This window comes from Chelatococcus caeni (assembly GCF_014196925.1).
Classification (GTDB): Bacteria; Pseudomonadota; Alphaproteobacteria; order Rhizobiales; family Beijerinckiaceae; genus Chelatococcus_A; species Chelatococcus_A caeni.
This window is the reverse complement of the sequence record NZ_JACIEN010000002.1, coordinates 1-19,437: the sequence shown is the minus strand read 5'-3', so window position 1 is coordinate 19,437 and position 19,437 is coordinate 1. Positions and strand designations below refer to the sequence as shown.

At 69.6% G+C, this 19,437-nt stretch carries 16 protein-coding genes; 7 read left to right on the top strand and 9 right to left on the bottom strand.

Translation table 11 applies throughout. From position 1 onward, the window contains the following. Positions 1–13: 13 nt before the first annotated feature. From GGR16_RS08775 to GGR16_RS08760, 4 genes are all read right to left on the bottom strand, one after another. The gene (locus GGR16_RS08775) at positions 14–1,048 is read right to left on the bottom strand and encodes an aldo/keto reductase (RefSeq protein WP_019402753.1); all 1,035 of its coding nucleotides are present in this window, start codon (positions 1,046–1,048) and stop codon (positions 14–16) included. 11 nt (positions 1,049–1,059) lie between these two features. Continuing rightward, complete coding sequence (locus GGR16_RS08770) at positions 1,060–2,355, bottom strand: TRAP transporter large permease (RefSeq protein ID WP_183316388.1); 1,296 nt, start codon at positions 2,353–2,355, stop codon at positions 1,060–1,062. Next, positions 2,352–2,849, bottom strand: coding sequence for a TRAP transporter small permease (locus GGR16_RS08765; protein ID WP_019402755.1), 498 nt, complete (start codon positions 2,847–2,849; stop codon positions 2,352–2,354). Before GGR16_RS08765 ends, GGR16_RS08770 begins: the two co-directional genes overlap by 4 nt. 188 nt (positions 2,850–3,037) lie before the next feature. Continuing rightward, complete coding sequence (locus GGR16_RS08760; RefSeq protein ID WP_019402756.1) at positions 3,038–4,036, bottom strand: sialic acid TRAP transporter substrate-binding protein SiaP; 999 nt, start codon at positions 4,034–4,036, stop codon at positions 3,038–3,040. A gap of 315 nt (positions 4,037–4,351) precedes the next feature. Between GGR16_RS08760 and GGR16_RS08755 the strand changes: the two genes are divergently transcribed. The 4 genes from GGR16_RS08755 to GGR16_RS08740 all read left to right on the top strand — a co-directional run bounded on the left by GGR16_RS08755 (position 4,352) and on the right by GGR16_RS08740 (position 8,679). Next, positions 4,352–5,023: a GntR family transcriptional regulator gene (locus tag GGR16_RS08755; protein ID WP_183316387.1), complete on the top strand. Its 672-nt coding sequence runs from the start codon at positions 4,352–4,354 to the stop codon at positions 5,021–5,023. Between the two features lie 230 nt (positions 5,024–5,253). After that, positions 5,254–6,675: a glucuronate isomerase gene (uxaC, locus tag GGR16_RS08750; protein ID WP_183316386.1), complete on the top strand. Its 1,422-nt coding sequence runs from the start codon at positions 5,254–5,256 to the stop codon at positions 6,673–6,675. Next, positions 6,672–8,156 (top strand): mannitol dehydrogenase family protein, encoded by a 1,485-nt coding sequence (locus GGR16_RS08745; RefSeq protein WP_183316385.1) that lies wholly within the window; start codon positions 6,672–6,674, stop codon positions 8,154–8,156. Before uxaC ends, GGR16_RS08745 begins: the two co-directional genes overlap by 4 nt. Before the next feature lie 94 nt (positions 8,157–8,250). Further along, positions 8,251–8,679, top strand: a complete 429-nt coding sequence (locus GGR16_RS08740; RefSeq protein WP_019402760.1) for a hypothetical protein — start codon at positions 8,251–8,253, stop codon at positions 8,677–8,679. Between the two features lie 2 nt (positions 8,680–8,681). Here GGR16_RS08740 and GGR16_RS08735 read toward each other — a convergent pair whose 3' ends face one another. Both GGR16_RS08735 and GGR16_RS08730 read right to left on the bottom strand, forming a co-directional pair. Beyond that, complete coding sequence (locus GGR16_RS08735; protein WP_053193522.1) at positions 8,682–8,918, bottom strand: Lrp/AsnC ligand binding domain-containing protein; 237 nt, start codon at positions 8,916–8,918, stop codon at positions 8,682–8,684. Positions 8,919–8,971: 53 nt separating this feature from the next. Beyond that, on the bottom strand, positions 8,972–9,895 hold the full coding sequence (locus GGR16_RS08730) for a 2-dehydro-3-deoxygalactonokinase (protein ID WP_019402762.1): 924 nt from the start codon (positions 9,893–9,895) through the stop codon (positions 8,972–8,974). 227 nt (positions 9,896–10,122) lie between these two features. Here GGR16_RS08730 and GGR16_RS08725 point away from each other — a divergent pair, with 227 nt between their 5' ends. From GGR16_RS08725 to GGR16_RS08715, 3 genes are all read left to right on the top strand, one after another. Next, positions 10,123–11,295 carry an efflux RND transporter periplasmic adaptor subunit gene (locus GGR16_RS08725; RefSeq protein ID WP_050996652.1) on the top strand — a complete coding sequence of 391 codons (1,173 nt, stop codon included), beginning with the start codon at positions 10,123–10,125 and terminating at the stop codon, positions 11,293–11,295. Positions 11,296–11,355: 60 nt separating this feature from the next. Further along, positions 11,356–14,529, top strand: a complete 3,174-nt coding sequence (locus tag GGR16_RS08720; RefSeq protein WP_019402764.1) for an efflux RND transporter permease subunit — start codon at positions 11,356–11,358, stop codon at positions 14,527–14,529. Between the two features lie 122 nt (positions 14,530–14,651). Beyond that, positions 14,652–16,970, top strand: a complete 2,319-nt coding sequence (locus tag GGR16_RS08715; protein WP_019402765.1) for a Tex family protein — start codon at positions 14,652–14,654, stop codon at positions 16,968–16,970. A gap of 229 nt (positions 16,971–17,199) precedes the next feature. On the opposite strand, the gene xth is transcribed toward GGR16_RS08715, so the two are convergent. The 3 genes from xth to GGR16_RS08700 form a co-directional block, all read right to left on the bottom strand. Then, positions 17,200–18,015, bottom strand: a complete 816-nt coding sequence (xth, locus tag GGR16_RS08710; protein WP_183316384.1) for an exodeoxyribonuclease III — start codon at positions 18,013–18,015, stop codon at positions 17,200–17,202. Between the two features lie 128 nt (positions 18,016–18,143). Next, on the bottom strand, positions 18,144–18,995 hold the full coding sequence (locus tag GGR16_RS08705) for a LolA family protein (protein WP_053193525.1): 852 nt from the start codon (positions 18,993–18,995) through the stop codon (positions 18,144–18,146). 112 nt (positions 18,996–19,107) lie between these two features. Beyond that, a partial coding sequence (locus GGR16_RS08700) for a DNA translocase FtsK (RefSeq protein WP_281380562.1) occupies positions 19,108–19,437 on the bottom strand: 330 nt, incomplete at its 5' end.

The following is a 19,437-nucleotide window of genomic DNA, read 5'->3' as shown; positions in this document are numbered from 1 at the left end:
CCGGTGGTGGCGATCAGGCGGGCGTCGGCGCGTCGGGAGCGAGCAGGCCCTCGCTCTTCAAGTCGCTCCACAGCCCCGCGGGCGGGGGGGCGGCGAAGGCGGCGACGTTGCGGCTCACCTCCTCGGGCGCGACGCCGCCGAGCACGAGGCTCGCGACCGCGGGATGGCCGAGGGCGAAGTGCAGCGCCGCATGGGCGAGCGGGACGGAATGGGCCCGGCACACGGCCTCGATGCGGCGCACCTTGTCCATGACGGCATCGGGCGCGGGGGCGTAGTTGTAGCGAGCGCCCGGCACCGCGCCCGTGGCGAGGATGCCGGAGTTGAACACGCCGCCGAGCATGACGCCGATGTTCTTTTCCTGCGCCAGCGGCAGGAAGCCCTCGAGCGCCGGCTGCTCCAGGAGCGAATAGCGCCCCGCGAGCAGCATGCAGTCGAAGTCGCCGGCGCGGGCGAAGCGCTCGCACATGTCGGCCTCGTTGATGCCGACGCCGATGGCCTTGATCACCTTCTGGTCGCGCAGGTCGGCGAGGGCCCGGTAGGCGCCGTCCATCGCCTCCTTGAAGCGGGCCTCGATGCCGTCGGCGCCATGGGTCCAGACGTCGACGTCATGGATGAGCAGCACGTCGATGCGGTCGGTGCCGAGGCGCAGCAGCGACTGCTCGAAGGAGCGCATGGCGCCGTCGTAGGAATAATCGAAGGAGGCCTTGTGCGGCAGGCCGCCGGCGAAGCCGGGCGAGATCACGTCGCTCCGCGCTGGCGTCGCCGGCCGCTGGCGCGGATCCATCACCCGCCCGACCTTGGTCGAGAGCACGACGTCGCTGCGCTCGTGGCGCCGGAGCGCCGTGCCGCAGCGGTGCTCGGCAAGGCCGTTGCCGTAGTGCGGCGAGGTGTCGAGGAGCGTGATGCCGGCCGCGAGCGCGGCCTCGACGGTGGCGACGGCCGTGGCATCGTCGAGCCTCGCATAGAGGTCGCCAAGCGGCGCCGTGCCGAAGCCGAGGACCGTGACCTTGAGGTTGCTGCGTCCGAGCGTGCGTGTCGCCAGGCTCATCGATATCCTCCCTAACCGGTGTAGCCGAACTGGCGCGGCAGCCACAGCACCGTCTCCGGCACGAGGATCATCAGGAGGAGCGCGGCCAGGAGAATGAAGAGGAACAGCCACATCTCGCGGATGATGTCGCGCAGGGGGATGCCCGTCAGTCCGTTCATCACGAACAACAGCACGCCATAGGGGGGCGTGACCAGCCCCAGCATGATGTTGACGACGATGACGACGCCGAAATGCACGAGGTCGATGCCCATTTCCCGCGCCGCCGGCAGGAACAGCGGCACCAGCACGAGCAGCATGGTCGTCGCGTCGAACAGGCAGCCGAGCGCAAGGAACAGCAGGTTGACGAGCAGCAGGAAGACGAGCGGATGCACGTCCACCCCGCGCATCCAGCCGGCGACGAGCTGCGGGATGTTCTCGCTCGCGACGATGTAGTTGAAAATGAAGGCGCCGGCGATGATGAGCGCGACGACGGTGGTCGAGCGCGCGGATTCGGCAAAGAGCCGGAAGGCCTCCCGGATTGTCAGCGACCGATAGACGAGGCCGGCGAGCATGAGCGCATAGAGCGCCGCGAGCGAGGCGGCCTCGGTCGGCGTCGCGGCCCCGCCGTAGATGCCGTAGAGCAGGATGACCGGCAGCATGAGCGCCGGGAAGGCGCGCACGGTGGCGCGGGGCAATTCGCGTATCGGCACGGTGTCGTCGCGCGGGAAGTCGCGCTTGCGGGCGACCCAGGCGATGGCCCCCATCAGCGCGGCGGCCATGATGAGGCCGGGAATGATGCCGCCGAGGAAGAGGTAGCCGACCGAGGTATCCGAGACGAGCGCATAGAGCACCATCGGGATCGACGGCGGGATGATCGGCCCGATGGTCGAGGAGGCGGCCGAGATGGCGGCCGCGAAGCCTGGCGTATAGCGCTTCGTCTTGACCATCATCTCCGTGAGCAGCTTGCCGACGCCCGCCGCATCCGCGATGGCCGAGCCCGACATGCCCGCGAAGATGATGCTGGCGACCACGTTGACGTGGGCGAGCCCGCCGCGGAAGCGCCCGACGAGCGCCTGGCAGAAGAGCAGCATGCGCTCGGAGACGCCGCCGGCGTTCATCAGGTTGGCGGCGAGGATGAACAGCGGCACGGCGAGCAGCACGAAGCTGTCGACGAGATTGTTGAGGATCTGCTCGGAGAAGAGGCCGACGTCCTTGCCGGTGACGAAGAGATAGCCGATCGCCGCCACGAACATGGCATAGGCGATGGGCATGCCGATGGCCGCCAGCCCGAAGAAGGCGGCGAGCAGGAAGACGAAGGATGCGCTCATTCGCTGAAACCGGAAGGACGTTCGTCAAGCACCTCGCCCCAGCGGCGCGAAAGGAGGCGCGCGACGCGCAGGCCCTGGCGGATGACGACGCAGACGACGAAGACGATGAAGATGGAATAGAGGATGTCGTAGCGCAGGCCGAGGACCGGTGTCTTCTCGATGCGCATGAAGCTGATCCAGTCCACCGTCGCCGGCAGGGCGGCGAGGAAGGCGCCCAGCGTCACGAGCGCGCAGACGAAGGCGAGCCAGCGCTGCACGCGGCGCGGGCTTGCGAGCACCACCATGTCGAAGGTGATCTGGTCCTTGTCGCGCGTCAGGAAGGCCGCGCACCAGAAGACCACCCAGACATATGAGATCAGCGTCGCTTCCTGCGTCCAGGCCGTCGGGTCGTTGAGGACGTAGCGCGTGAAGATCTGCAGGATGAAGGCGGCGAACATGGCCATGAAGCCGAGCGCCGCCGCGATCGTCGCCAGGAAACGCAGCCGTTTCACCACAACGGACAAGGGTGCCTCCGGTACGCAGGGTCTGTTTTGGGGCAGTCGGCATCCTCCCTTCCCCCTTGCGGGGAGGAGAAGGGGCGGGGAGCGTGACACGCAGCGATGGCGCCTTCAGGCTGCCCCCTCTGCCCTCCACGCTGCGGGAGAGGGCAGAGGGGAGCACCGGGCCCCCCGGCCGGTTGCTCTTACTTCACCGCGTTGATGCGTTCGACCATGCCCTTGGGCCAGGTCTTGGAGAATTCCGATTCGAGGTAGGCCTTCTGCACATGGGTGCGGAAGGCCTCGACGTCGGGCCGGTAGACCTTGAGGCCCTGCTGCGCGAAATCGGCCGCGAGCTGCCTCTCCTCGCCGATGCGCCCCTCGTTGTTGAAGGCCACGGCGGCCTTGGCGGCTTCCAGCACGGCTTCCTTCTGCTTGTCGTCGAGCTTGTTCCAGGTCGCGCCGGCGAGCGAGAGGAAGATGGAATCGACGAGGTGGTCGGTGAGCACGATCTGCTTGGTCACCTCGTAGAACTTCGCGGCCCGCACGGTCGGCAGCGGGTTGTCCTGGCCGTCGATGGCGCCGGTCTGCAGCGCCGTGTAGATCTCGCCGAAGGCGAGCGGCAGCGGGTTGGCGCCGAGCGCCTTGCCGAGGAACAGCCAGGTGTCGGAGCCCGGCATGCGCAGCTTGACGCCTGCGAGGTCCGCCGGGGTCTTCACCTCCTTCTCGATGCGCAGGTTGAGCTGGCGCGTGCCGAGATAGCCGACGGAGAGCACCTTGATGCCCATCTTGTCCTCGACGAGCTTGTACATCTCCTCGCCGATGTCGCTCGCGAAGACCTTCTGCTGGTGCTCGGGGTCGCGGATCAGATAGCCGGCGGTGAAGATCGACCACTCGGGGATCTGCTTGGCGATGTCGAAGGCCGAGATCATCGCCATCTCGAGATTGCCGCGCTGCATGGCGGCCGGCTCGGTGCCCTGCTTGAACAGCGTGGCGTTGAGGTGGATCTCGACGTCGAACTGGCCGGGCGCCCGCTTCTCGAGCTCCTCCTTGAAGACGGGGAGCATCTTGGCATGCCAGTCGGCTTCGACGGCGGGCGTCGAGATGCGCAGCTTGACCGGATCGGCGGCGAGCGCCGGGCCGGCGATGAGCGGGCAGGAGAGGGCAAGGCCGAGGACGAGCCGGCGGCTCAGCGAAAATGCCATGGTGACGATCCTCCCGGGATAACGGCTTGTTTGAGCGCCCGTTCCGGGCGCGATCGGCCGCATATTGCCGAAGCGGTGGAATGCTTGCAAACAAAAAACAACCAGCTAACATGTCAGCCGAGAAAAAGAGCCGTCGAGGGCCTGCGCAGGTCCTCGGCACGCGTGGCGCTTCTGCCCGACGGCCTGTCCCTGGGGCCCTGTCCGGGGCGCTCCGCCCGAAGGGCCTTGGCCGATGCCGTCGCCGGCTTTATGGGGATCGCGAGGCCAGGGCGCGCCATCGGCCCCGACGCCGAAGACATTGAGGAGGAGGACGAGATGGACCGGCCAGCGGACGACGGTGCCCCTCTCAAGCTGCGCGAGAAGGCCTATGACAGCTTCACGCAGCACCTTCTCGCGCGCAATGTCCGGCCGGGCCAGTTCATCTCCCAGCGCGAACTCGTGGCCCTGACCGACCTGCCGCTCGGCGCCATTCGCGAGCTCATCCCGCGTCTCGAGGCCGAGGGCCTCATCAAGACCGTGCCGCAGCGCGGCATGCAGGTCGCCCATCTCGACCTCAACCTCATCCGCGACGCCTTCCAGTTCCGCCTCTTCATGGAGCGCGGGGCCATGGACCTGTTCGTGCAGTCCGCCTCCGACGAGACGCTCGCCGCCGTGCGCCGCCAGCACGAGGATGTGCTGGCGCGGGCCGAGGCGCAGGGCGACACGCCCGAAATCGTCGCCGAGGGCCAGGCGGTCGACTGGGGCTTCCACGACATGCTGGTCGATGCGCTCGGCAACGAGATCATCACCAAGGCCTACCGCGTCAATTCCATCAAGATCCGCCTCATCCGGCAGGAGCTGGTGCGAATCGACGGTCTCGTGGCGCCGGTGATGCGCGAGCATCTCGGCATCATCGCCGCCATGGAGACGCGCGATCCGCAGAAGGCCGTGGCCGCCCTCTCGGCCCATATCGACAACGCCCGCAACCGTGCGCTCGGCCTGCGCTGACGGTTGAAGGACAGCCGCGCCGTCGGCCTGCCGGCTCCTCCCCGGCGCGCTCTGTCGGCTTGCCCGGACGGCCTGCGCGCGCTATTTCCAAATCGATTCAAACGGCGCCGAGAAAGCAGTTCACACCGGCTGCTCCGCTGGTTAGGGTTCGCCGCGCGACGCGCGGCGTCGCCATCGGGGGGCGCTTTTCGTCAAAAGGCTTGAAGCCGTTATCAGGAAAGGAAGTGCCGATGCGCGAGGGCCGCCTGCCGCTCGTCCACGAGGACCGCCTCTTTCCCGCCGATCCGTCCGCACGCGCCGTGGCGCGCCGGCTCTATGCCCATGTGAAGGACCTGCCGATCGTCTCCCCGCACGGGCACACCGATCCGCGCTGGTATGCCGAGAACGAGCCCTTCCCGGACCCCGCCCGCCTCTTCGTCGTGCCCGACCACTACATCTTCCGCATGCTCCACAGCCAGGGCGTGCGGCTCGAGGATCTCGGCATCGCGACGAAGGACGGCGCCGAGGTCGAGACCGACGGGCGCAGGATCTGGCGGCGCTTCGCCGAGCGATACCATCTCTTCCGCGGCACGCCGACGCGCACGTGGCTCGACCACGCCTTCGCCACGCTGTTCGATTTCGACGTGCGGCTCTCCGCCGAGACGGCCGACCTCTACTACGACCGCATCGCCGAGCGGCTGGCCGAGCCCGCCTATCGCCCGCGGGCCCTGTTCGAGCGCTTCAACATCGAGGTCATCGCCACCACCGAGAGCCCGCTCGATCCGCTCGTCCACCACAAGGCGATCCGCGACAGCGGCTGGAAAGGGCGCGTCGTCACGGCCTACCGGCCGGACCCGGTCGTCGATCCCGAGTTCGACGGCTTCAGGGCCAATGTCGAGGCCTTCGGCGAACTGACCGGCTGCGACGTCTCGACCTTCGCCGGCTATCTCGAGGCCCACCGCAAGCGCCGCGCCTTCTTCAAGGACATGGGCGCCACCTCGACCGACCACGGCCATCCGAGCGCTCGCACGGCGGACCTCTCGCCCGTCGAGGCCGAGGCGCTTTACACCCGCATCATGCACGGCAACGTCACGAGCGAGGATGCGGAGCTCTTCCGCGCCCAGATGCTGACCGAGATGGCGGCGATGAGCCTCGAGGACGGGCTCGTCATGCAGATCCACCCCGGCTCGATGCGCAACCACAACGCCGGGCTCTTCGCCCGCTTCGGCCGCGACATGGGTGCCGACATCCCGGCCGCGACCGACTATGTCCATGCGCTGAAGCCGCTGCTCGACCGCTTCGGCAACGAGCGCGAGCTCACCATCATCCTCTTCACGCTCGACGAGACCGCCTATTCGCGCGAGCTCGCGCCGCTCGCCGGGCACTATCCGTGCCTGAAGCTCGGCCCGGCCTGGTGGTTCTTCGACAGCCCCGAGGGCATGCGCCGCTACCGCGAGCTCGTCACCGAGACGGCCGGCTTCTACAACACCGTCGGCTTCAACGACGACACGCGGGCCTTCCCGTCGATCCCCGCCCGGCACGACGTGGCGCGTCGCGTCGACTGCGCCTTCCTCGCCGAGCTCGTCGTCACCCACCGCCTCGACGAGGACGAGGCGCACGAGCTCGCCCACGATCTCGCCTATCGCCTGGCCAAGGAGGCCTACAAGCTGTGACGCAGACGGCCCGCCTCAACACTGCGCGCCTCCCGGACCTGCCGCCCGATGTCGCCCGCCCGGCCTATGATCGCAAGGCGATGAAGACCGGCATCGTCCACCTCGGCATCGGCGCCTTCCACCGCGCCCACCAGGCGGCCTACACGGATGCGGTCATCGCCGGCGGCGACCAGCAATGGGGCATCGTCGGCGCCAGCCTGCGCAGCCCCGACACGCGCGATGCGCTGAAGGCCCAGGACGGGCTCTACACCCTCGCCGTGCGCTCGGGCGAGGGCGAGAAGCTCGCCGTCATCGGCGCCATCCGCGAGGTCGTGGTGGCGCCGGAGGATCCGGCGGCGCTCGTCGAGCGCATGAGCCATCCGGACGTGAAGGTCGTCACCCTCACGGTGACGGAGAAGGGCTATTGCCACGATCCGGCGACCGGGCGGCTCGACGAGAAGCACCCCGACGTGGTGCACGACCTCGCCAACCTCAACCGCCCGCGCTCGGCCATCGGCTTCCTCGCCGCGGCCATCGCCCGTCGCCGCAGCCTCGGCCTTGCGCCCTTCACCGTGCTGTCGTGCGACAACCTGCCGTCGAACGGCCGGACGCTGCACCGCATCCTCACCCGTTTCGCGGAGCTCGTCTCGCCCGACCTCGGCGCCTTCGTGCGCGACAAGATCGCCTGCCCGGACAGCATGGTCGACCGCATCGTGCCGGCGACGACCGACGAGGACAGGGCCGCCGTGGCGGCGCGCCTCGGCGTCGCCGACGCCTGGCCGGTGATGACCGAGCCCTTCACCCAGTGGGTGATCGAGGACCATTTCCCCTCCGGCCGCCCCGCCTGGGAGACGGTGGGGGCGACGCTCGTCACGGACGTTGCGCCCTATGAGGCCATGAAGCTGCGCCTGCTCAACGGCAGCCACTCGGCCATCGCCTATCTCGGCTATCTCGCCGGCTACCAGACCGTGTCCGAGGCCATGGCGGACGAGAGCCTCGCGTCCTATGTCGCCGCCCTCATGGACGACACGACGGCGACGCTGACGATCCCGCCCGGTGCCGACGTGGAGGCCTACAAGCGCTCCCTGCGCGAGCGTTTCCGCAATCCGGCGCTCAAGCACCGCACCTGGCAGATCGCCATGGACGGCTCGCAGAAGCTGCCGCAGCGCCTGCTGGGCACGATCCGCGACCGGCTCGCGGCCGGCTCCGACATCGCCCGCCACGCTCTCGCCGTGGCGGCCTGGATGCGCTACGTCACGGGCACGGACGAGAAGGGCGACGCCATCGACGTGCGCGACCCGCTGGCGGCGGACCTTGCCGCGATCGCGCGGTCCGCGGGCGGCGACCCCGCCGCGCTCGCCAGGGCGCTCGCCGGCGTCGAGGCGGTGTTCGGCGCCGACCTGCCGGCCGAGCCGCGCTTCCTTGCCGCGGTGAGCGAGGCCCTGGCGCGGCTCTACCGGGACGGCGCCCGCGCCACGCTCGCAAGCCTCGCGCACGGATGAGCAGGTAGCGTAAGGCACGGCTGCGCGGCCGTGCCGTTAACTTTTCGTTAACCATCGGGGCGCACGCTTCCAGGGTCACAAGGAGGGTGCGCCGATGTCGCTGCCGACTTTGTCCGACGACGAGTTGCGCGTTCCCGGGCGGGACGGGGAACTGCGCACGATCCTGAGAGCCGTCCCCGTCATCTACGACCTGCTGCGCGCCACCTACGGGGCCTGGCTCGCGCGCGACCCGCAGAACGCCGACAGTCTGGTGCGCCTGCACGGGGCGCTCATCATCATGTCGCTGGCGGATCTGCCGGAGGAGGAGCAGCGGCCGGTCAGCCGCCGGCTCGTGGCGCTGATGCGCGAGAGCGGCCTGACGGCGCAGCATATCCGCCAGCTCGACGCCGCGGTCGCGCTCGAGCTGATGGCCGTGGTGCGGGCGCAGAACCGCTGCTCGCAGCGCCGGCAGCGGCATCTCGCCGCCGTCATCGCGGCGCGGCTCGGCGCGATGGATTCGCGCGCGACCGCTGCCGCGGCCTGAAATCAGAAGGCCTTGAAGGTGATGATGGTGCGCGTGTCGGCGATGTCGTCGATGGTCTGCACCTTCTCGGCGACGAAATGGCCGATGTCGACGTCGCGGTCGACATGGAACTTGGCGATGATGTCGTAGTCGCCGGCGATCGAGTAGATCTCCGAGGCGATCTCACGGTCGGCGAGCTCGCTGGCGACCGCATAGGTCTTGCCGAGCTTGCACTTGATCTGGACGAAGAAGGTCTGCATTCCGCAACTCCTGCCACCGGGCCCCTTGCGAATCAACATCCGTGGCGGCGAGCTTATCGGCTCGCCAGCGCCGCCGCCCGCGCGATCGCCCATAAGCCCCGCGTCGCGATGTCCTCGTCGGCGATGGTCGTGCGCACGCCGAGGGCCTCCGCCGCATCGCGATAGCGCGCGCTGAGGCCGGCACTGCCGACGACGACGACCGGCTCGGCCGGCGGCTGCGGCCCGAGGGCGTCGGCGATCTCCGCGCCGATCATCAGGCCCGACATCAGGCTCGCCGCCGCCGCGGGGTCGAGGCGGTCGAACAGGCCGAGCGTGCGCACGCCGAAGAGGAGGTTGAGCAGCCCCCCAGGCCCGCGGCCGCGGGCCTCCTGCGCCATCCCGACGCCCTTCGCGAAGGCCGCCGCGTCGTGGACCGCGCCCTCGCTTATCTGGCGCCCGAGGATGGTGTGGTCCTTCAGGGCGGCGAAGGCTTCGCCGGTCATGTAGGAGCGGAAATCGAGGATGCGCCCGGCGGCGAGGCGCACCCACTTGCAATGGGTGCCGGGCATGCAGACGAGGCGCTCGGCGCCGCCGACGCCGTCCATCAGGCCGAGCAGCTGGGTCTCCTCGCCGCGCATGACGTCGGGCGCGCTGCCGGACTGGGAATCGAGCCCTGGCACCACGAGCACCCGGCGGGGCGCGTGCGGGGCGCTCACCAGCCCCTCGACGAGGCCGTCGAGCGTGCAGGGCGTCGTGATGTAGCGCGCCTCGATCCAGCCCTGGCGGCTGCCGACCATGCCGCAGAGCAGGGCCGGCGTGTCTGCGCCGGCGCCGAGCTCGCCGCAAAGCTCCTCGAGGAGGTCTCCATAGGGGACGCTCATGCGGGTGATGCCGGTCGGCCGCGCCGTCTTGGCGCGAACGGAGCCATCGGCCGCAAAGGCATAGGCCCTGAGGTTGGTGGTCCCCCAGTCGACGCCGACGAGCACCGTTTCCTGCATTCCTTCGTCCTCCCTTATTGGCGGTTACATGCCGGAAGGTGCGCGCCCTGTCCACGGGCAAGCGTCGATACGCTCGACGCCGCTGCCGCGCACCGTTAACCTGTTTGTTGCAATGTTCCGTTAGTGGCGTAGGGCGACTGTCGCGATAAGAGCGCTCCTTCGGCCCCTTTGCTCTGGTGCCGCGGGCAGCCGCCAAACTCTGGAGGGGGGCCGTCATGGACGCGTTGATCCGTTCCATTCGTCGCCATGGCAGACGTATCCTGCCGGTCGCCCTGGTCGCCGCGAGCCTTGCCGCCTGCAGCGAGGAGAACGCCTACGTTCCGCCGCCGCCGGCCAAGGTGCTGGTGGCCACGCCCGTCGAGCAGCCGGTGACCAATTACATGGCGCTCACCGGCAACACCCAGGCCTTCAACGCGGTCGATCTCGAGGCGCGGGTGCAGGGCTTCCTCACCTCCATCGACTACAAGGACGGCGCGGCGGTGAAGAAGGGGCAGCGCCTCTTCACCATCCAGCGCGACACCTATCAGGCCCAGCTCGACCAGGCGCAGGCGAACCTCGAGGGTGCCACGGCCCGCCAGATCAACGCCCAGAACGAGTACAACCGCCAGTCCCAGCTCGGCCAGCAGGACTTCGCCTCCAAGGCGCGGGTCGAGGACGCCAAGACCAACCTCGACCAGGCGACGGCCGACGTCGCGGCGGCCAAGGCGAACGTCGCGCTCGCCACCATCAACCTCGGCTACACCGAAGTGGTGGCCCCCTTCGACGGCATCGTCACCAACCATCTCGTCGATGTCGGTGCCCTCGTCGGCTATGCCGGGCCGACGAAGCTCGCGACCATCGTGCAGACGCATCCGATCTACGTCTACTTCAACGTCGACGAGCAGCAGGTGCTCCGGGTCCTGGAGGCGCTCGCCGCGCAGGGCCGGACGCCGGATCAGCTGAAGGACGTGCCGGTGGAGATCGGCCTGCAGACCGAGATGGGCTATCCGCACAAGGGCGTCATCGACTACATCGCGCCGCAGGTCGATGCGGGCACCGGCACGCTGATGGTGCGCGGCCTCTTCGAGAACAAGGACCTCGCCCTCCTGCCGGGCCTGTTCGTGCGCGTGCGCGTGCCCATGCGGCAGATCGACAAGGCGCTGCTCGTCGCCGATACGGCCATCGGGTCGAGCCAGCTTGGCAGCTACGTCTTGGTCGTCGGCGACGACGAGGTCGTCGAGCAGCGCACCATCACCACCGGCGCCTTGCAGGACAATGGCCTCAGGGTCGTCGAGAGCGGCCTCAAGGCGGGCGAGCGTGTCGTCGTGTCCGGGCTCCAGCGGGCCGTGCCGGGCAACAAGGTGGCGCCCGAGACGACCGAGATGGCCGGCAGGCGCTCCACCGCTGCCGCCAGGCCCTGAACCTGCGCCAGCCGCGGGCGCCCGCGCCGGGCGCCGTCCCCGAACGCCGAGGCAGCACCCATGTTTTCGCGCTTCTTCATCGAGCGGCCGGTCCTGTCGAACGTCATCGCGCTCGTGACGGTCCTCATCGGCGCCGTGGCCCTGCTGCGCCTGCCGGTCTCGCAATATCCCAACGTCACACCACCCACCGTCTCCGTGACGGCGCGCTTTCCCGGCGCCAGCGCCCAGACGGTGATGGAGACCATCGCCCTGCCCATCGAGCAGCAGGTGAACGGCGTCGAGGGCATGATCTACATGCAGTCGACGAGCGGCAGCGACGGCTCCTACAATCTCACCGTCACCTTCGCGATCGGCACCGACCCCGACTTCGCGCAGATCCTGGTGCAGAACCGCGTGTCGGCCGCGCTCGCGCAGCTGCCGCAATCGGTGCAGGTGCAGGGCGTCAACGTCCAGAAGAAGTCGACGGCCGTGCTGATGTTCGTGGCGCTCACCTCGCCCGACAAGCGCTACGACAGCCTCTTCCTCGCCAATTACGGCGTCATCAACCTGCAGAACGAGCTCGCCCGCGTGCCGGGCGTCGGCAGCGTCAGCATCTACGGTGCGGGCGAATATGCCATGCGCCTGTGGCTCGACCCGGACAGGCTGCAGGCCTTCAGCCTGACGCCGAGCGACGTCATCTCGGCCGTGCAGCAGCAGAGCCAGGAGGTCACGGCCGGCGTCGTCGGCATGCCCCCGACCCCGCAGGGCCAGAACTTCCAGTACACGCTCAACGTCACCGGCCGCTTCGAGAGGGCGGAGGACTTCGAGAACATCGTCGTCAAGGTCGACGGCGCGAACGGCGGCCGCATCACGCGCGTCAGGGACGTGGGCCGGGTCGAGCTCGGCGCCCAGACCTACAGCTACGCCTTCTCCCTGCAGGGGGCGCCGGCGGCGGGCATCGGCATCTTCCAGCTGCCCGAGGCCAATGCCATCGAGGTGGCCGAGGCGGTGCGGGCCAAGATGGACGAGCTGGCGCAGCGCTTCCCGCCCGGCCTCACCTATTCCGTACCCTTCGACACGACGACCTTCGTCGAGGCCTCCATCAGCGAGGTCTACAAGACGCTGATCGAGGCCGGCATCCTCGTGCTCCTCGTCATCATGCTCTTCCTGCAGGACTGGCGGGCGATGCTCGTGCCGGCGACGACGGTCCCCGTCACCATCATCGGCGCCTTCGCGGCCATGGCGGCGCTCGGCTTCACGGTCAACATCTCCACGCTCTTCGCCATCGTGCTCGCCATCGGCATCGTCGTCGACGACGCCATCGTCATCGTCGAGGGCGTGGCCCACCACATGTCGCGCGGCCTGTCCGGCCGCGAGGCGGCGGTGAAGGCCATGAACGAGCTGACGGGGCCGGTGATCGGCATCACCCTCGTGCTCATGTCGGTCTTCCTGCCGGCCGCCTTCATGCCGGGCCTGACCGGGCAGATGTACCAGCAGTTCGCGCTCGTCATCGCCGCCACCGCCCTCATCAGCGCCATCAACGCCATGACGCTGAAGCCGACGCAGTGCGCCCTGTGGCTGCGCCCGCCGACGCCGCCGGAGAAGCGCAATGTCATCTACCGCGGCTTCAACCGGGTCTATGACGCCTGCGAGCGCTGGTATGCCGGCCTCATCCACCACATGGTGAAGGCGAGCTACGTGATGGTTGTCGTGGCGCTCGGCCTCATCGGCCTCGCCTTCTGGGGCATGTCGCGCGTGCCCACGGCCTTCATCCCGCTCGAGGACCAGGGCTACATGATGGTCAACGTGCAGCTGCCCGACGGCGCCTCGCTGGAGCGCACCGACCGGGTGCTGGACGACGTGCAGAAGGTCGTCTCGCAGGTGCCCGGCGTCGACCAGGTCTTCACCATCAGCGGCATCTCGCTCCTCGACAACAACGCCTCGCTGCCCAGCGCCGGCGCCGTCTACGTGATGCTGAAGGACTGGTCGGTGCGCGAGAAGGATCCCGCCCAGGGCATGCTCGGCCTCTATCGGGTGCTGACGCGCGTCCTCGAGGAGAACATCCTCGACGCGCGCACCATGGTCATCCCGCCGCCGCCGATCCAGGGCATCGGCAATGCCGGGGGCTTCAGCTTCGTCGTCCAGTTGCGGGACGGCAGCGGCGACCTCGGGAAGCTGCAGGGCGCGACCGACGAGGTCGTCGCCAATGCGGTTTCCCAGTCGGCCGTCAGCTCCGCCTTCACCAGCTTCCGCGCCACGGTGCCCCAGTTCCACATCGGCGTGAACCGCACCAAGGCCGAGACGCTCGGCGTCACGGTCGGCCAGGTGTTCCAGGCGCTGGAGAGCTATATCGGCTCCACCTATGTCGGCCAGTTCAACCGCTTCGGCCAGGTGTTCCAGGTCTATGCCCAGGCCGAGGGCTCCTTCCGCCAGACGGTGGACACGATCAAGGGGCTGAAGATCAGGACCCAGACCGGCGAGATGGTGCCGCTCGGCACGCTCGTCGACGTCACGCCCATGGAGGGGCCGTCGATCGTCTCGCTCTACAACCTCTATCCGGCCGCGACCATCACCGGCATGCCGGCGCCCGCCTTCAGCTCGGGGCAGGTGATGCAGCTCATGGAGCAGATCTCCGCCCATACCCTCCCGGCGGGCATGGGCCACGAATGGACCGGCATGTCCTTCCAGGAGAAGATCGTGGGCAACCAGATCTTCTTCGTCTTCGGCCTCGCCGTCGTGCTCGTCTATTTCGTGCTCGCCGGCCAGTACGAGAGCTGGATCCAGCCGCTCTCGGTGATCCTCGCCGTGCCGCTGGCGCTGCTCGGCACCGTCGGCGCGCTCACCGCCCTCGGCATCGCCAACAACCTCTACACGCAGATCGGCCTCATCCTGCTCATCGCGCTGTCGAGCAAGAACGCCATCCTCATCGTCGAATATGCGCGCGAGCAGCGGGCCGAGGGCATGGCGATCGTGGATGCCGCGGTGGAGGCGGCGCGCCGGCGCTTCCGGCCCATCCTGATGACCTCCTTCGCCTTCATCCTCGGCGTCGTGCCGCTGGTGCTCGCCGAGGGCGCCGGGGCCAACGGGCGCAAGTCGATCGGCATCGCCGTCTTCAGCGGCATGCTGGCCTCGACCTGCCTCGCCGTGCTCTTCGTGCCGTCCTTCTTCACGGTGCTGCAACGGTTCGAGGAATGGTGGACCGGGCGCAAGGCACCCGAGGCGGGCACGGCCGCGGAGCCGCCGGCGGCGGTCTGAAGGCGCGCCTCAGGACTTTCGCATGTGGATGACGCGAGGCGGGGGCCCGCGCGTCCTGTTGGCTCGGCGGCGCCGGCTTTCTATTGTCGCGCCTTCCTGCGCCACCCAACCATGGAAGCCGCATGTCCGACATTCTGGAACGCATCGCCCCCGTCATCGCAGCCGACATCGCCGCGCGGCCGGCCCAGGTCCTTGCCGCCGTCCGGCTCATCGACGAGGGCGCGACCGTTCCCTTCATCGCCCGCTACCGCAAGGAGGCGACGGGCGGCCTCGACGACGCGCAGCTGCGCAAGCTCGAGGAGCGGCTGACCTACCTGCGCGAGCTCGAGGCGCGGCGCGCCGCCATCCGCGAGGAGATCGGCCGGCAGGGCAAGCTCACCGATGAGCTCGACGGGCGCATCGCCGCCGCCGCCACCAAGGCCGAGCTCGAGGACCTCTACCTCCCCTACAAGCCCAAGCGCCGCACCCGCGCCGAGATCGCCCGCGAGAAGGGCCTCGGCCCGCTCGCCGAGCGCATCCTCGCGGATCGCACGGTGGTGCCGGCGACGCTGGCGGAGGGCTACCTCGGGCCCGAGGTGCCGGACGTGAAGAGCGCCCTTGACGGCGCGCGCGACATCCTCACCGAGACCTTCGCCGAGAACGCCGACCTCGTCGGCCGCCTGCGCCGCTACATGCACGAGAAGGCCTTCGTGCGCGCCCGCGTCGTTGCCGGCAAGGAGGAGGCGGGCGCCAAGTTCTCCGATTATTTCGACCACGCCGAGCGCTGGGCGACGACGCCGAGCCACCGCGCGCTCGCCATGCTGCGCGGCCGTAACGAGGAGGTTCTCACCGTCGACATCGAGATCGATGCGGACGATCCGTCTCCCGTGAAGCCGGTGGAGCGCATGATCTGCGCGGCCTATGCCATCGCCCCGGACGGCGGCGCGGCCGACCGCTGGCTCGCCGAGGTGGCGTGCTGGTGCTGGCGCGTGAAGCTGTCGCTGCACCTTTCGGTCGACCTCATGTCGACCCTGCGCGAGCGCGCGGAGGAGGAGGCGATCCGCGTCTTTGCCCGCAACCTCAAGGACCTTTTGCTCGCCGCCCCCGCCGGCTCGCGCGCCACCATGGGGCTCGACCCCGGCATCCGCACCGGCGTCAAGGTCGCGGTCGTCGACGGCACCGGCAAGGTGGTGGACACGGCGACCGTCTATCCCTTCCAGCCGCGCAACGACGTCTCCGGTGCCCAGGCCGTGCTCGCCGCGCTCGTCGCGCGCCACAAGGTCGACCTCGTCGCCATCGGCAACGGCACGGCGAGCCGCGAGACCGACCGGCTCGTCGCCGACCTCCTGGCGCAGCTGCCGGCCGACAGGCGGCCGATCAAGGTGGTGGTCAGCGAGGCGGGGGCCTCGGTCTACTCGGCCTCGGAGGTCGCCTCCGCCGAGCTTCCCTCGCTCGACGTCTCCCTGCGCGGGGCCGTCTCCATCGCCCGGCGCCTGCAGGATCCGCTCGCCGAGCTCGTGAAGATCGAGCCGAAGTCGATCGGCGTCGGGCAGTACCAGCACGACGTCGACCAGCACCAGCTCGCCCGCGCGCTCGACGCGGTGGTCGAGGATGCGGTCAATGCCGTCGGCGTCGACCTCAACACGGCCTCCGCCCCGCTGCTCGCCCGCGTCTCGGGCCTCGGCGCCTCTCTCGCCGAGGCCATCGTCGCGCACCGCAACGCCAACGGCCCGTTCCGCACGCGCCGCGACCTTCTCTCCGTCGCGCGCCTCGGCCCGCGCACCTTCGAGCTGAGCGCCGGGTTCCTGCGCATCCGCGACGGCGACGAGCCGCTCGACGCCTCCTCGGTGCACCCGGAAGCCTACGGCCTCGCGAAGCGCATCGTCGCCGCCTGCGGGCGCGACGTGCGCACGCTCATGGGCGACAGCGCGGTGCTGCGCGGCCTCGATCCGGCGGCCTTCGTCGACGCGCGCTTCGGCCTGCCGACCGTGCGCGACATCCTGGCGGAGCTCGAGAAGCCCGGCCGCGATCCGCGCCCGCAGTTCAAGACCGCGAGCTTCGCCGAGGGCGTCGAGGAACTGTCGGATCTGAAGCCCGGCATGATGCTGGAGGGCACGGTGACCAACGTCGCCGCCTTCGGCGCCTTCGTCGACATCGGCGTCCACCAGGACGGCCTCGTGCACGTTTCCCAGCTCGCCGACCGCTTCGTCAAGGACCCGCACGAGGTCGTCAAGGCGGGCGATGTCGTCAAGGTGCGCGTCGTCGAGGTCGACGTGAAGCGCAAGCGCATCGCGCTCTCCATGCGCAAGGACGACGGCAGCGCGGCGCCGAGGCCGCGGGGTCCATCATCGGGCGCCGACAAGGCGCCGCGCCCCCGGCGCGACGACGGCCCGGCGAAGGGCGCCCAGCAGGGCGCCCTCGGGGCGGCGCTGGCCGACGCCATGCGGCGGAAGACGCGGTAGGATCCGAAGCGGGTGGCCGCGCCGAGGCTGTCCCCCTCCCCTCGCTTGCGGCGGGGAGGGGTCAGGGGTGGGGGGCCGCGCCGCCAATGCGCCGTTTATCGTGTCGTGCCGCTGATGCGCGGGAATTGCCGGTGACCGCCTGCCTGCGGAACCGCCCCCCACCCCGGCCCTCCCCGCCGCAAGCGGGGGGAGGGAGAGTGGCGCGCCAGCAATATCTCTTGCGCAATCGTCAAAGCTCCAGCGTCACCGTCACCGGTGCGTGGTCTGACGGGCGTTCCCAGCCGCGGGCGGCCTTGCCGATGTTCGCTTCCTTCAGCGTCGGGACGAGCGAGGGCGCGAGCCACACGTGGTCGAGCCGCCGGCCCTTGTTGGCAGCGGCCCAGTCGGGCGAGCGGTAGCTCCACCAGGTGAAGACCGGCTCCGGCACCGGCGTGAGGTGGCGGATGGCGTCGACATAGCCGGCGGCCTGCCGCCACTCCTCCATGCGCGTCGTCTCGATGGGCGTGTGGCTGACGACGTTCAGCAGCGCCTTGTGGTTCCAGACGTCGCTCTCGTAGGGCGCGATGTTGAGGTCGCCGACGAGGATGCTCGGCGCGGCCGTGGGCTTCGCCCGGTCGCTCCACTGCAACAGCTCGTCGAGGAAGGCGAGCTTGTGGGCGAAGCGCGGGTTGAGGTCCGGGTCGGGAATGTCGCCGCCGGCCGGCACGTAGTAGTTATGCACCGTGATGCCGCTCGCCGCCCCGGCGCCGGGGCCGAAGGTGACGGCGAGGTGGCGCGCGTCGTCCTTGCCGCAGAAGCTCATCGATTCGGTCGTCGAGAAGGGCAGGCGCGAGAGGGTGGCGACGCCGTGGTAGCCCTTCTGCCCGTGGAAGGCGATGTGCTCGTAGCCGAGCGCCTTCAGCGCCTTCAGCGGAAAGCGGTCGTTCGGGCACTTCGTCTCCTGCAGGCAGATGACGTCCGGTTGGGCCTCGGCGATGTGGCGCGCGACGTGGTCGATGCGCAGGCGCACCGAATTGATGTTCCAGCTGGTGACGGAGAGCTTCATGCCTCGGCTTTCGGCCTCATCGGCCGCAAGCGATTCGGCCGGACGGAAACGGGGCCCCGAACTTGGCCCCTGGCGCGGCGCGTTGCAAGGGATGGCGCGCCACACGTTCCATCCGGATCGGGCTGGGCTTACCGCGGCACGATGTTGACGTCCTGCAGGGCCACGGAGGTCTCGTAGCCCTGCGGGTCGACGACGATCCATTGCCGGAGGACATTGGCCTTGGCGTCGTAGACGAGCGTCACCTTCGACGTGCCGCCGAGCGTCGAGCTGTCCTCGAAGATCACCTCGACGACGCCGGATGGCGCGGTACGCACGTCGAGCACCTTGACGTCGCGGGCGAGGTCCACCCGGTCCTGCACCAGGAATTTCAGCGGCGTCTGGCCGATGGAATAGACGTCCTGGGTCCTCAGCTTCTTGTCGCGGATGGCGACGGAGCGCCCGTCGGCGACGATCTCGAGCGTGCTCGGCGGGTTGTACTGGAAGCGCAGCTGGCCCGGGCGCTTCACGTAGAGCGAGCCCGTCGCCTGTCGTCCGTCGCCGCTGTATTGGAGGAAATTGGCGGTGAGCGTGTCGATGCCGTTGAGATAGGCGTTGACCCGCGCCAGCGCCGCCTGGGGATTGGTCGGTACCGCCGCAGCGGGCGGCGGCGCGGCGGGTGCCGGCGCGGGCGGCGCCGGCCGTGTGGCGGTTTCGCCGGGGCTTGCAGCCGGCGCGGGGGCGCCGCCCGTTGGAAGGTCGGCCGGCCGGCGCGGCGGCAGCGGGTGGGACGCGGGCAGGGAGGCCTGCGGCGCGGCGCTGGGCGGGGAGGCCGGTGTGGGAGCGGGCGCGGGCGCGCGTGGCGCGGCGGGTTGGGCCGGAGGGGCCGGCCTTGCCGGCTGCGCCGCGGGCGGATGGATCTGCAGGGGCTGGGCCGCCACGAGCGTGGCGGCAAGGGCAAGGACCGGACCCGAAACGAGGCTTGCGAAACGTAGCGTCTTCATCGTCTTTCCAACGGCCGGCCGGCGGTGTCGGTTCCGGCCGGGGTGGCGCGCTGGCGCGCCGCGCCTGCGCGTGAGGTCAGGTATGCCATCGCTGTGGCGAAAGCGCGACGCCTCATTCGTCGCCGCCGGCCGGCGGCTCGATCAGGATCTCGCGTTTTCCGGCGTGGTTTGCGGGTCCGACGATGCCCTCGTTCTCCATGCGCTCCATGAGCGAGGCGGCCCGGTTGTAGCCGATCTGCAGGCGGCGCTGGATGTAGGAGGTCGAGGCCTTCTTGTCGCGCAGCACGATGGCCACCGCCTGGTCGTAGAGGTCGCTTCCCGGCGCGCCGAACGACGTGTTGTCGAACACGGCGCCGTCGGCCTCCGGTGCCGCGCCCTCCTCGTCGGCGGTGACGGCGTCGAGATATTGCGGCCGCCCCTGCGCCTTCAGGTGCGCCACCAC